5 protein-coding genes are annotated in these 15232 nt (G+C 46.6%); all 5 read right to left on the reverse strand.

Annotation, left to right across the window (positions count from 1 at the left end):
- Positions 1 to 4: 4 nt before the first annotated feature.
- Complete coding sequence (locus ISU00_RS16890; protein ID WP_228851852.1) at positions 5 to 2680, reverse strand: T9SS type A sorting domain-containing protein; 2676 nt, start codon at positions 2678 to 2680, stop codon at positions 5 to 7.
- Positions 2652 to 3284 (reverse strand): hypothetical protein, encoded by a 633-nt coding sequence (locus ISU00_RS16895; protein WP_228851853.1) that lies wholly within the window; start codon positions 3282 to 3284, stop codon positions 2652 to 2654. Before ISU00_RS16895 ends, ISU00_RS16890 begins: the two co-directional genes overlap by 29 nt.
- A gap of 63 nt (positions 3285 to 3347) precedes the next feature.
- The gene (locus tag ISU00_RS16900; protein WP_228851854.1) at positions 3348 to 13088 is read right to left on the reverse strand and encodes a hypothetical protein; all 9741 of its coding nucleotides are present in this window, start codon (positions 13086 to 13088) and stop codon (positions 3348 to 3350) included.
- A 500-nt stretch (positions 13089 to 13588) separates the two neighbouring features.
- Positions 13589 to 14137 (reverse strand): 1-acyl-sn-glycerol-3-phosphate acyltransferase, encoded by a 549-nt coding sequence (locus ISU00_RS16905; protein WP_228851855.1) that lies wholly within the window; start codon positions 14135 to 14137, stop codon positions 13589 to 13591.
- A 6-nt stretch (positions 14138 to 14143) separates the two neighbouring features.
- The gene (locus ISU00_RS16910) at positions 14144 to 15223 is read right to left on the reverse strand and encodes an iron-containing alcohol dehydrogenase (RefSeq protein ID WP_228851856.1); all 1080 of its coding nucleotides are present in this window, start codon (positions 15221 to 15223) and stop codon (positions 14144 to 14146) included.
- Positions 15224 to 15232: the final 9 nt, after the last annotated feature.

Genomic DNA, 15232 nt, shown 5'->3' on the forward strand with positions numbered 1-15232 from the left:
TTTATCATTTATTATCGGCTGATATTACCTTCTTAACAATACTTCCTTCGTCTGAAGTTACTCTTACAAATAACATGTTTCCGTAAACAGTGCTTAAGTCAAGTGTTTTCTTGCCTTTAGCATTGGCTTTGTATTGAATGTTATCGTAAGTTCTAAGTATTGCACCATTTACATTAAGTACTTCAATTTTAACTTTCGTATTGAAATTGTACTCAAAGTTTACGTTCAACAAGTCAACGAATGGGTTTGGAGATACTTGAACATCGCTAGTCTTAGCAACTCTCGATGGGTTATTTCCTCCATCTCCACCTTCGTTATCTTCACAACTTACAGGTGCAGCCCCGTCGAAGCTATCAGAGCCCATATTATCTCCAGAATATGGATATTCTTCAGAGCACTGATAAAGAATCTCTTGACTTACACCATGTATAATGATATAGAAGTCACCAGACACGTCAACCGGTCCAACAGTATACTGATCAACTGAACCACCCAAGCTTGGGTTTAAGTTATATTGACCTGGTGCTACTGTATCGACATAGTCACCCTTACCTCTTTCCTGTTGTGGGAACATTGTACAACCGATGTAAACATGAGCTTCGCTAAGAATGAATCCATCATTCATGTCATACGAAACTGTAGCTTCACTACCATCATAATTTAAGGTAGCAACACCAGCAAATACTCCTGGTCCATCAGTTGGATCGCAGTCATTTCCATTTCCAGCATATAAGTCAAAGTTATAAATACCTGGTTCAATGATCTTAGTTGTCCATCCCCAACGACTGAAATCGTAGTCAAGGAAGCAATCGCTATTATCTCTGTAACCAAATACAGTTTCTCCTTCTCCTAATACATTGAATTCTCTTCTAACTTGAACAGTTATTGAAGCATCGTTTTCACAATTATCTTCAACATAGAAGGTGTACTCATAGACTTCATAGTTCCAACCAGATTCAATCATTGTTTTAGCAGATGACATCAATTCATCACCTGTAGCACAATTGTCGGTCCAATCAGCATATAAATACTCAGGAGCTTCAACCTCACAGATTAAGTCATCATAAGGACGAACAGTAATCTCTGGATCTTGGTCATCACCACCACTGTAAGAAACAGTAACTGGGAAGTCAACAAATGCGTTTCCGCATTCATCTTTTACCGTATAGGTATACGTTAATGTCCAGCTACAATCGTCACCTTCAACAGAAGGACCTGATCTCTCAACCACAACATTCCCGCAGTTATCATCAAATAAAGCTGCAATATCTTCCGCAGTAGGAGCATCATCAATCATCTCTGGTTGACAATCACTAATACCCGTTTCACCAGTTGGAAGTTCACCCTCAAGAGTTGGTGCGGTTGTGTCGCCACCACTATAGGTAACTGAACACATTACAACGTTTTCACAGTTATCTTCTATTTCATAAGTGAAAGTTTTCTCCCATCCACAGTTTGTTCCTGTCAGCTCAGTATCGGTAAGTGTTACATCTAAATCTGTATCACAATTGTCCATATATAGTGCTTTAACGTCTGCAATCAATGTTTCTCCATCGAAAGCTTGGGCGTCATCATAGCACCATTCAAGACCAGTCATATCTAGACTACTACAACCTATTTCTGAATCAATCAACATTGGTGGAACTTCATCCACAACGGTTACTACCTGTACGTGTGTGATAGTTCTACCACATGTATCCGTAAAGGTATAGGTTACGTTGAACTGACCACAGCTCGCATCGAACGGATCGGCAACCCCAGTAGTTCTACCTCTGATTGCACATGTCAATCCTAGGCTTCCACCACCTGTCTGATTACTATAACCTGGCTCAAACGAATCTAACTCTTCGCATGATATTTCTATATCCTCAAGAGGAGCAAATCGGGCCTGAGGCATAGGAAGAACCGTTATCTCATATGGTCCAGCATATAATGGTCTTTCACAATTATCCTGCCCAATATATTCAACAGTGATCGTACCGCCACAAGAGGTCCAATTTTCCGTTACAGAAGCTTCCAACACACCTTCTATTACACATTGTCCATCACTACCATTAGAGAAAGTGGCAGATGGAGCCATAAAGGCATCCGCTTGTAGACATGTCAATTCCGTTGGAAGCGAAGGTACATCTACCTCTGCCTCGGGCGCCGGGTCAACGTTTATTACGTACTGCGCATACAATGCGTTCTCGCACTGGTCTACGCCGCTATAGGTAACTGTGATCGTTCCGCCGCACTGGTCGAAGGCGAAGTCAACGTCGGGCTCTAGCTCGCCCATGTTGCTGCACGCCCCGTCGATGCCGTTGGTGTAGCTCACGCTTGGAGCCTCCCATCCGTCCGCAGTGGTACAGTCAACGCTGGCAGGGAAGCCTGGGTCGACGATCTCCGCAGCTGGCGCTGGGTCAACGTTTATTACGTACTGCGCGTACAATGCGTTCTCGCACTGGTCTACGCCGCTATAGGTAACTGTGATCGTTCCGCCGCACTGGTCGAAGGCGAAGTCAACGTCGGGCTCTAGCTCGCCCATGTTGCTGCACGCCCCGTCGATGCCGTTGGTGTAGCTCACGCTTGGAGCCTCCCATCCGTCCGCAGTGGTACAGTCAACGCTGGCTGGGAAGCCTGGGTCGACGATCTCCGCAGCTGGCGCCGGGTCAACGTTTATTACGTACTGTGCGTACAATGCGTTTCTCGCACTGGTCTACGCCGCTATAGGTAACTGTGATCGTTCCGCCGCACTGGTCGAAGGCGAAGTCAACGTCGGGCTCTAGCTCGCCCATGTTGCTGCACGCCCCGTCGATGCCGTTGGTGTAGCTCACGCTTGGAGCCTCCCATCCGTCCGCAGTGGTACAGTCAACGCTGGCTGGGAAGCCTGGGTCGACGATCTCCGCAGCTGGCGCCGGGTCAACGTTTATTACGTACTGTGCGTACAATGCGTTCTCGCACTGGTCTACGCCGCTATAGGTAACTGTGATCGTTCCGCCGCACTGGTCGAAGGCGAAGTCAACGTCGGGCTCAAGCTCGCCCATGTTGCTGCACGCCCCGTCGATGCCGTTGGTGTAGCTCACGCTTGGAGCCTCCCATCCGTCTGCAGTGGTACAGTCAACGCTGGCTGGGAAGCCTGGGTCGACGATCTCCGCAGCTGGCGCCGGGTCAACGTTTATTACGTACTGTGCGTACAATGCGTTCTCGCACTGGTCTACGCCGCTATAGGTAACTGTGATCGTTCCGCCGCACTGGTCGAAGGCGAAGTCAACGTCGGCTCTAGCTCGCCCATGTTGCTGCACGCCCCGTCGATGCCGTTGGTGTAGCTCACGCTTGGAGCCTCCCATCCGTCTGCAGTGGTACAGTCAACGCTGGCTGGGAAGCCTGGGGTCGACGATCTCCGCAGCTGGCGCCGGGTCAACGTTTATTACGTACTGTGCGTACAATGCGTTCTCGCACTGGTCTACGCCGCTATAGGTAACTGTGATCGTTCCGCCGCACTGGTCGAAGGCGAAGTCAACGTCGGGCTCTAGCTCGCCCATGTTGCTGCACGCCCCGTCGATGCCGTTGGTGTAGCTCACGCTTGGAGCCTCCCATCCGTCCGCAGTGGTACAGTCAACGCTGGCTGGGAAGCCTGGGTCGACGATCTCCGCAGCTGGCGCCGGGTCAACGTTTATTACGTACTGTGCGTACAATGCGTTCTCGCACTGGTCTACGCCGCTATAGGTAACTGTGATCGTTCCGCCGCACTGGTCGAAGGCGAAGTCAACGTCGGGCTCTAGCTCGCCGCTTATGTTGCACGCCCCGTCGATGCCGTTGGTGTAGCTCACGCTTGGAGCCTCCCATCCGTCTGCAGTGGTACAGTCAACGCTGGCTGGGAAGCCTGGGTCGACGACCTCCGCAGCTGGCGCTGGGTCAACGGTTATCGTCTGTTCAACCTCAATGAAGTTCTCGCATTCATCCTCTACTCTATATGTTCTTGTGAAAGACCCACCGCAGATACCTGGATGTTCAGTGTCGCCCACGAAGGTAACGGTAACATCGCTACATGAATCTGAAGCTGTTACAGCATTAACATCCGGCTCTGGAATAGCTCCACAGGCAACCTCTATGTCATCGATACTGGCTTCTGGATCGGTCTCATCATAATCTCTATAATATTTGATCGTATGCTCGGCTGTATTGCCACAGGCATCCGTAACAGAGAAGGTATATTCCCTGTACTGTCTGCACTCATTGACCTGGATAACAGGACCCGCCACAGGATCGTTCGGATGGTTAGGGTTGAACTCCGTCCATACAGACTGGGTTCCGGCCTTATCAAGACCACCATCGACCATCACTCCGCAGTTGTCAGTCCACTTGATGTTGACCTTGTCAGGCCATGGCTGGCACCAGCCAACAGTAGAACGGTCACCAAGGTCACCCTCGAATACAGGGGCTTGGTCGTCAGATTTCCATGTATAGGTAACCTCGACAGGAACGGCAGAATTACCACAATCATCGCTTACGGTAGCGGTAAAGGTCTGAGACCTTCCACATTCGTCCTCAACAACAGGACCAGGGGTAACAACCACCTCACCAACAGAACAGTTATCAGTCGCCGTAAACTCAGGAACTGGTATAAATTCTGGGTTGCAATCCAAATAGGTGCCGTCCTCAGGACCACCAACTTGGGTGATAACTGGAGCTTCATCATCAGGAGTGATTGTGAATTTAGCAGTATGTTCAGATCCGTCATAACAATAATCACTTACTAAGTAAGTCAAAGTAACAGATCCACCACATACCTCTGGCATCATCGGTTCGGTTTCAAATTCTCCAGAAGGATCACATCCACCGTCAACTGAAAATCCTTCAAGAAATTCATTCCACTTATCTTGAATATCCATATCGCAAGCACTAACGGTTACATCTTCTGGGACATTTACTTCAACTTCTGGAGAAGCCGGCACAGTAAATGTTGCTGAGCCATATACTGGATCTTCACAGCTACTTGTTGCTGTCCATCTCACTGTAACTTCTCCACCACAAGCAGATGGTGCATCGATATGAGAATCTGCAACTCTAGATGGACCACCATTACCGGTATCAGTAGTAACAACTAGGTCACATCCACCTTCAGCTGAGCCCTTAGCTAACCAAGCAGCAAACAACCCGTTCACTTCTTCTTGGCTCAAACAAGCGTCAACTGTTTCATCAGCTGGTGGAACAACAACAACTTTAGACGCAGCAGTCACCTTAAAGATTGCATCTGCGGTCTTCATTGGCTCACAAGAACTATTTGCTGAAAAGGTAACGGTAATTTCACCTCCACAGAAAGATGGGGCAGCAGGAGCATTATTGGTGACATTAAGGTCACATCCACCAGTAGCCATTGCACTTTCTAACCATGCAGCATATTCATTATTTACTTCTTCTTGTGTAAGACAAGCTTCTAAAGTTTTGTCTGCAGGAGGAGTCAATACAACAGGATCAGCTGCTTCAACTCCAAACTTAGCACTTTTTATAACTGGTTCCCCACAAACACTTGTTGCGGTCCAAGTTACTGTTACATCTCCACCACAATAGGATGGAGCTTCTTCTGCATCATTTTCTACTTGAAGATCACAACCTCCCTCTGCGGTACCTTCTGCCAACCAATCTGCAAAGGCCTCGTCTACCTCATCTTGAGACATGCATGCACCAATTGTTAAATCGGCAGGTGGTGTAAGCTCTATTGGAGCAGCCTCTAACCAGTGGTAAGTAACCATAACTGGTTCAGCAGGATTGTCACAATTATCCATTACAGTTGCTGTAAATGTTTGTGATCTTGAACAACCATTTTCAATTATATCTCCAGGTGTAACAGTAACCTCACCAACGGCGCAGTTATCGGTAGCCATAAATTCTGGAACTGGGATTTCCGCTGGATTACAGCCAAGATCTGTACCATTTTCTGGGCCACCTGTTTGTGTTATTTCTGGGTTAACTTCATCCACAACGGTTACTACCTGTACGTGTGTGATAGTTCTACCACATGTATCCGTAAAGGTATAGGTTACGTTGAACTGACCACAGCTCGCATCGAACGGATCGGCAACCCCAGTAGTTCTACCTCTGATTGCACATGTCAATCCTAGGCTTCCACCACCTGTCTGATTACTATAACCTAATGTTCCTGGCTCAAACGAATCTAACTCTTCGCATGATATTTCTATATCCTCAAGAGGAGCAAATCGGGCCTGAGGCATAGGAAGAACCGTTATCTCATATGGTCCAGCATATAATGGTCTTTCACAATTATCCTGCCCAATATATTCAACAGTGATCGTACCGCCACAAGAGGTCCAATTTTCCGTTACAGAAGCTTCCAACACACCTTCTATTACACATTGTCCATCACTACCATTAGAGAAAGTGGCAGATGGAGCCATAAAGGCATCCGCTTGTAGACATGTCAATTCCGTTGGAAGCGAAGGTACATCTACCTCTGCCTCGGGCGCCGGGTCAACGTTTATTACGTACTGCGCGTACAATGCGTTCTCGCACTGGTCTACGCCGCTATAGGTAACTGTGATCGTTCCGCCGCACTGGTCGAAGGCGAAGTCAACGTCGGGCTCTAGCTCGCCCATGTTGCTGCACGCCCCGTCGATGCCGTTGGTGTAGCTCACGCTTGGAGCCTCCCATCCGTCTGCAGTGGTACAGTCAACGCTGGCTGGGAAGCCTGGGTCGACGATCTCCGCAGCTGGCGCCGGGTCAACGTTTATTACGTACTGTGCGTACAATGCGTTCTCGCACTGGTCTACGCCGCTATAGGTAACTGTGATCGTTCCGCCGCACTGGTCGAAGGCGAAGTCAACGTCGGGCTCTAGCTCGCCCATGTTGCTGCACGCCCCGTCGATGCCGTTGGTGTAGCTCACGCTTGGAGCCTCCCATCCGTCCGCAGTGGTACAGTCAACGCTGGCTGGGAAGCCTGGGTCGACGATCTCCGCAGCTGGCGCCGGGTCAACGTTTATTACGTACTGTGCGTACAATGCGTTCTCGCACTGGTCTACGCCGCTATAGGTAACTGTGATCGTTCCGCCGCACTGGTCGAAGGCGAAGTCAACGTCGGGCTCTAGCTCGCCGCTTATGTTGCACGCCCCGTCGATGCCGTTGGTGTAGCTCACGCTTGGAGCCTCCCATCCGTCTGCAGTGGTACAGTCAACGCTGGCTGGGAAGCCTGGGTCGACGACCTCCGCAGCTGGCGCTGGGTCAACGGTTATTACGTACTGTGCGTACAATGCGTTCTCGCACTGGTCTACGCCGCTATAGGTAACTGTGATCGTTCCGCCGCACTGGTCGAAGGCGAAGTCAACGTCGGGCTCAAGCTCGCCCATGTTGCTGCACGCCCCGTCGATGCCGTTGGTGTAGCTCACGCTTGGAGCCTCCCATCCGTCTGCAGTGGTACAGTCAACGCTGGCTGGGAAGCCTGGGTCGACGATCTCCGCAGCTGGCGCCGGGTCAACGTTTATTACGTACTGTGCGTACAATGCGTTCTCGCACTGGTCTACGCCGCTATAGGTAACTGTGATCGTTCCGCCGCACTGGTCGAAGGCGAAGTCAACGTCGGGCTCTAGCTCGCCCATGTTGCTGCACGCCCCGTCGATGCCGTTGGTGTAGCTCACGCTTGGAGCCTCCCATCCGTCCGCAGTGGTACAGTCAACGCTGGCTGGGAAGCCTGGGTCGACGATCTCCGCAGCTGGCGCCGGGTCAACGTTTATTACGTACTGTGCGTACAATGCGTTCTCGCACTGGTCTACGCCGCTATAGGTAACTGTGATCGTTCCGCCGCACTGGTCGAAGGCGAAGTCAACGTCGGGCTCTAGCTCGCCCATGTTGCTGCACGCCCCGTCGATGCCGTTGGTGTAGCTCACGCTTGGAGCCTCCCATCCGTCCGCAGTGGTACAGTCAACGCTGGCTGGGAAGCCTGGGTCGACGATCTCCGCAGCTGGCGCCGGGTCAACGTTTATTACGTACTGTGCGTACAATGCGTTCTCGCACTGGTCTACGCCGCTATAGGTAACTGTGATCGTTCCGCCGCACTGGTCGAAGGCGAAGTCAACGTCGGGCTCTAGCTCGCCGCTTATGTTGCACGCCCCGTCGATGCCGTTGGTGTAGCTCACGCTTGGAGCCTCCCATCCGTCTGCAGTGGTACAGTCAACGCTGGCTGGGAAGCCTGGGTCGACGACCTCCGCAGCTGGCGCTGGGTCAACGGTTATCGTCTGTTCAACCTCAATGAAGTTCTCGCATTCATCCTCTACTCTATATGTTCTTGTGAAAGACCCACCGCAGATACCTGGATGTTCAGTGTCGCCCACGAAGGTAACGGTAACATCGCTACATGAATCTGAAGCTGTTACAGCATTAACATCCGGCTCTGGAATAGCTCCACAGGCAACCTCTATGTCATCGATACTGGCTTCTGGATCGGTCTCATCATAATCTCTATAATATTTGATCGTATGCTCGGCTGTATTGCCACAGGCATCCGTAACAGAGAAGGTATATTCCCTGTACTGTCTGCACTCATTGACCTGGATAACAGGACCCGCCACAGGATCGTTCGGATGGTTAGGGTTGAACTCCGTCCATACAGACTGGGTTCCGGCCTTATCAAGACCACCATCGACCATCACTCCGCAGTTGTCAGTCCACTTGATGTTGACCTTGTCAGGCCATGGCTGGCACCAGCCAACAGTAGAACGGTCACCAAGGTCACCCTCGAATACAGGGGCTTGGTCGTCAGATTTCCTGCTAACAGTAACAGTCTCAGTATCTGTGTTTCCACAGCCATCATTTACAGTAAATGTATATAATCTGTATTCTGTACATCCATCACTTGATAATTCAACCCCACCGTCAGACATTAGATCTCCACCAACAGCACAATTATCTGTCCAGGTAGTTTCTAAATATTCTGGCCAAGGCTGATTACACAATTCTAACATATAATCATCTAAATCAGCAATTTCAGGAGCAGTATTATCTATAACAGTAATAGTTTGAGTTGCATTAATGGTTCGACCACAAGCATCAGTGTAAGTATAATTTACTTCGAACTGACCACAATTCCCTTCAAATTCATCAGCAACCCCTTGAACGCTTCCACTTATTTCACAAGCACCATCATTTCCATTTGAGAAGGAAAGCATACCGGGAACAAATGAACTAAGTTCCTCACAAGCAACTTCCAAATTATCTAACTGATCAAATACTGGAGCTGGGGCTGGATCAACATTAATTGTGTATTCCGCAAATAGGCTGTTCTCGCACTCATCGGTTCCCCTGTAGGTGACCGTGATGGAACCGCCGCACTCAGTGAAGTTGTAGTCAACCTCGCCGGACAGGCTTCCAGAGATGGCGCATTCACCATCCAAGCCGTTTGTATATTGAACGTCAGGGGCATTCCAACCGTCCGCAGTGTCACAGCTGACGCTGTCTGGGAAGTTCGGATCAACTATCGATGGCGCAGGTGCAGGATTAACAGAAATTGTCCTGCTATGGGTAATGGTCCTTTGGCAATCGTCCGTATAGGTCCAAGTCTCAGTATAGCTGCCGCCACAAGCGTCATGGCTGCCAGTGATCTGGCCTACCACACTACCGCTTATTGCACATGAACCGTCCTCACCATTGCTATAGCCCAATTCCATTCCTGCAGGTGCACCGTCGACACAGTCGATGGACATATCACCTGGCATAGAATCAAAGCTTGCCTGAGGAGCAGGATCAACGTTAATTGTGTATTCCGCAAATAGGCTGTTCTCGCACTCATCGGTTCCCCTGTAGGTGACCGTGATGGAACCGCCGCACTCAGTGAAGTTGTAGTCAACCTCGCCGGACAGGCTTCCAGAGATGGCGCATTCACCATCCAAGCCGTTTGTATATTGAACGTCAGGCGCATTCCAACCGTCCGCAGTGTCACAGCTGACGCTGTCTGGGAAGTTCGGATCAACTATCGATGGCGCAGGTGCAGGATTAACAGAAATTGTCCTGCTATGGGTAATGGTCCTTTGGCAATCGTCCGTATAGGTCCAAGTCTCAGTATAGCTGCCGCCACAAGCGTCATGGCTGCCAGTGATCTGGCCTACCACACTACCGCTTATTGCACATGAACCGTCCTCACCATTGCTATAGCCCAATTCCATTCCTGCAGGTGCACCGTCGACACAGTCGATGGACATATCACCTGGCATAGAATCAAAGCTTGCCTGAGGAGCAGGATCAACGTTAATTGTGTATTCCGCAAATAGGCTGTTCTCGCACTCATCGGTTCCCCTGTAGGTGACCGTGATGGAACCGCCGCACTCAGTGAAGTTGTAGTCAACCTCGCCGGACAGGCTTCCAGAGATGGCGCATTCACCATCCAAGCCGTTTGTATATTGAACGTCAGGGGCATTCCAACCGTCCGCAGTGTCACAGCTGACGCTGTCTGGGAAGTTCGGATCAACTATCGATGGCGCAGGTGCAGGATTAACAGAAATTGTCCTGCTATGGGTAATGGTCCTTTGGCAATCGTCCGTATAGGTCCAAGTCTCAGTATAGCTGCCGCCACAAGCGTCATGGCTGCCAGTGATCTGGCCTACCACACTACCGCTTATTGCACATGAACCGTCCTCACCATTGCTATAGCCCAATTCCATTCCTGCAGGTGCACCGTCGACACAGTCGATGGACATATCACCTGGCATAGAATCAAAGCTTGCCTGAGGAGCAGGATCAACGTTAATTGTGTATTCCGCAAATAGGCTGTTCTCGCACTCATCGGTTCCCCTGTAGGTGACCGTGATGGAACCGCCGCACTCAGTGAAGTTGTAGTCAACCTCGCCGGACAGGCTTCCAGAGATGGCGCATTCACCATCCAAGCCGTTTGTATACTGAACGTCAGGCGCATTCCAACCGTCCGCAGTGTCACAGCTGACGCTGTCTGGGAAGTTCGGATCAACTATCGATGGCGCAGGTGCAGGATTAACAGAAATTGTCTGCTCAATTTCAATAAAGTTCTCGCATTCATCCTCTACCCTATATGTTCTTGTGAAAGACCCGCCGCAGATACCTGGATGTTCAGTGTCGCCTAGGAAAGTAACGGTAACATCGCTACATGAATCTGAAGCTGTTACAGCATTAACATCCGGCTCAGGAATGGCTCCACATGCTACTTCAATATCATCTATACTAGCTATTGGATCAGTTTCATCATAATCTCTATAATATTTAATGGTATGGGTAACATTATTACCACATGCATCGGTAACAGAAAAAGTATACTCTCTGTACTGTCTGCACTCATCAACTTGCATCACAGGACCAGCTACCGGATCATTTGGATGGTTCGGGTTGAACTCTGTCCAAACGGATTGACCGCCCGCATTTGCAAGCTCACCATCTACCATCACGCCGCAATTATCGGTCCACTTTATGTTTACCTTGTCAGGCCATGGCTGACACCAGCCAACTAATGCACGGTCGTTCAAATCACCTTCCAATACTGGAGGTTCATCATCATTATTCCATGTATAAGTTACGGTTACTGGCTCGGCAGGAGTTCCGCAATCATCGCTCACCGTTGCAGTATAAGTTAACATACTTGTACAACCATCGATAATTGTTTCACCGGTTTCAACCAATACTACTCCAACACCACAATTATCCGTTGCCTCAAACGTTGGAACCGGTATCGATTCTGGCTTACATCCTAGATCGAAACCATCTTCAGGCCCACTAGTTTGAGAAATGACAGGAGCTTCAACATCAACTGTCCAAGTATAAGTAACCTGAACTTCATCAGCAGCATTTTCACAATCATCACTGTAAGAAGCCGTAAAGGTTTGAGATCTTGAACATCCATCTACAACTATATCACCTGCATTAACAGTAACAGGACCAACCTCACAGTTATCTTCAGCCGTGAAAGAAGGTGTGGGAATTTCACTTGGGTTACATCCTAAGTCTGTTCCATCATCTGGACCTCCGGTTTGAGTTATGGTAGGTGCCTCAGAATCTCCATAAACGGTAAAGGTTGATTGGCAAGCGGCAGATTGATCACAAGAGTCATCTACAAAATAGGCAACTGTTATTTCATCTCCGCATTTATCCGGAACAGGAATATCGTTAATTGAGCCAACCGGCATAAATTCACTTCCATTTAATGAATATTGGAAGGATTCGGTTGCTCCTTCTTCACCAATATAAGTGAAGGAATTTAAGAATGTATCAAACTGAGAATTAATGTCATCTTGAGAAGCACATGCCATTACTGGAACATCAGCAGGACAATTAGCGGCAAGCTCAGGACAAATTTCCTCATACTCGCATTCCTTGATTTTAAAGTTTAAACTTCCATTAGTTAAAGTGTCATAGAACAATGCTATATAATATACATTGTAAACATCTTCACCAATAGCAGCAGCATCATAGGACCATGCTTCATATTGATTTTTGTCACTACAGGTAACAATATGCTCTGGAAGTAAATCTGTACATCTTGCAGGATCACTCAAAGCTTCATAAACTGTTGAATAATCTTCACCTAATTTAAAGCTTCCTCCATGATAAAGAAACCAACTATCAACCGCACCAACGGCTTGAATTTTTGTTCCTTTAACTCCAGGAGGAGTAGCAAATACTATCCATTGCAAATACTTTCCCGTAGGACAATTCCCAGAAGCAAATAATTGCTCATAAGTCAAATCCTCTGCCGTCCGTGCTCCATTCCCAATTCTGGAGGGTCCATCACCTGGATAAAGCACTTCATTGGGTTTGTACATCAAATCATTAACATTTTCAGCGGCATCTGCTGAAGCGTCAATACCACATCCATCGGTATCCGCAGCATTGGTACAGGCAATTAAACCTGATTCTACGGCACCACTGTTAGAACAGTAGACTTTTGCCATACAAGGTGAAGTTCCATGTCCATCAACCATGTTTGGCTGACATTCAATTGGGGAAGATTCACATTGGGCGTAGGTCTGTTCAACAGAAAATGTCAAAAAAAGAATAAGGGTAAGCCAAAAGGCAAAACCCTTGGTTGAAAACAAACAACATCGATCTGTTGAATGTTTTACAGAAGTAAAATTTAACATAACCTAATAAGTTTTGATTAATAACTAAACCAAAACATAGAGCATGTCAGTTTAAAAATATACGTAAAATTGGAGCAATGATGCGCTATTAATCATTACTTCGCCACGGAAAGTGGCAGGCTATTAATCTGGTTAAATACTGATTTTCAAATCAAATAGATTGAAGCATATTGTATTTAAACAATTAACCAAATATAGATATTAAATTCACAAAATAATCATCAAAATTTGTATTTTTTAATTTTGTAAGATTTTTCTTTCCTTAACTTGCAATACACAGAATTTTTGGGACTTTCTGTAATTTTTGAGCAAAAAAAAAGAGTGTTGGAGAACACTCTTTGTCATAGCTGAACATCTGTTTCTTTTTAGGGACTATGCAGTTTACTTTATGTTTCAGTTGTTCATTAACAAAATTGCAAACTCCATGCCAAAATCCTTAATTATATCCATTAGAAATTTAACTCAAATTAAATTTATACTATGGGAATAATATTCAATTTTTAGGAATATTCCGGAATTTTACCGACCACTCCCCTATAGAAATTTTTGATGAAGGCAAAATCAGAATCTTGGTCGTCTGTGGGGAAAAAGGGTTCAGAAATCTTATTTACTTTATTTTGAAAATCTAGCGTAAACATTATTATTGGAACTCCTGCTCTTTTTGCAATATGGTAAAAACCGGTTTTCCATTGAGTTACTTTTTTCCTGGTCCCTTCTGGTGCTAAGGCTAGACGGAATTCGTTCTTTTCTTCAAACAATGCCGCAATAGCTTCTGTTTTATTTTGTCCCGAGGTCCTATCCAGCGGAGACCCTCCAACAGCTCTAAAATACCATCCGAATGGCCATTTAAAAAGCTCTTTTTTGGCCACGAAATGAACCTTTAAACCCACAATCTTCCTTAATAACAAACCAATGTAGAAATCGTGCCAGCTTGTATGTGGAGCAGCAATTATTACAGCCTTTTTGTAAACATCTTTAGAGAAATCTGTATTTCCCTCAATACGCCAACCTAGCAACTTGAAATAAATGAATTTGGCTAACCACCCCATAAGCAACTACATTTTATTATATAGTTTTATTATGTCATCTAGAGAAAATTTCGTTTTCCAAGAATTTCCAAATGCATTTTTCCAATAATCCTGATAATTGATAGATATTTTAGCCATTCTTTTTATTTCACTATCTGATAAATTTGAACTTAAATTTTGGGGTAAATCGATATTATGGATTAGCATCATTTGTTTAAACTCCTCAACTTTTTCAGGAAAATAATCTGATAAGGCATTAAAAACTATACAATTACTAATTGCATGCTTTAGTCCCAAAACGTCTATTAAACCGAAACTAAGGGCTCGGCAAATACCATTGTTGGAATGCAATGCGCTGAGACCTGAATGCCATGAACCTAACATTAATTGTTCTTGTTGCGATTCGGAATCAATGTCTGCCTGCAAAATATTCTCTAAACCCTTCATCGCCTCACGAGCATGAGATATGCTTAAAGCATTCGAATAATGCCCTGCCTCAGATTCAACTGATTGAATAAAACAATCTGCTGCGGAGAAAAACCATTGGTGGTGAGGAACATTTTGTATTAATTCTGGATCTAATATTACTTGGTCAAAAGTTATATATTCGGAAACTATACTTGATTTACCATCGCCCCCAATTAATACCGATTTGTTTGAAACCTCAGCTCCAGTACCTGATAAGGTAGGTATACCGATATGATAAATAGGAGCATTTTTCACTAAACCGATGCCCAAATAACTTTCAGCATTTCCTGGATTGGTAAGCATAATAGAAACCGCTTTGGCAATATCCAAAACACTACCTCCTCCAATTCCGATGATCGCTGAAGGTTTTTGAGGAAATCTCAAAATTATATCTTCAGTAATCTCATCTATTTTATATGTTGTTGGCTCATCGTCAACAGAAACATACAAAATTTCATCTCTGTAGGCCAACGGAACCCTGGACGTTAAGTAGGAATTTCCTTGAAACACCTTATCCGCGATAAATAAAAAAGGCGCATTACTATTTAGTCGCAATGGACTTAAAATTTCAGGTAATTGACTGAAACTTCCACGTCCAAAAACGACCTTTGAAACCATAGGAACGTTCTTGTAAATCATTTATATATC

Source organism: Aegicerativicinus sediminis, assembly GCF_015476115.1.
Classification (GTDB): domain Bacteria; phylum Bacteroidota; class Bacteroidia; order Flavobacteriales; family Flavobacteriaceae; genus Aegicerativicinus; species Aegicerativicinus sediminis.

Coding starts and splice junctions, on each gene's coding strand:
- ISU00_RS16900 (WP_228851854.1), bottom strand. CDS start 13,088: ATGTTAAATTTTACTTCTGTAAAACATTCAACAGATCGATGTTGTTTG.
- ISU00_RS16905 (WP_228851855.1), bottom strand. CDS start 14,137: ATGGGGTGGTTAGCCAAATTCATTTATTTCAAGTTGCTAGGTTGGCGT.
- ISU00_RS16910 (WP_228851856.1), bottom strand. CDS start 15,223: ATGATTTACAAGAACGTTCCTATGGTTTCAAAGGTCGTTTTTGGACGT.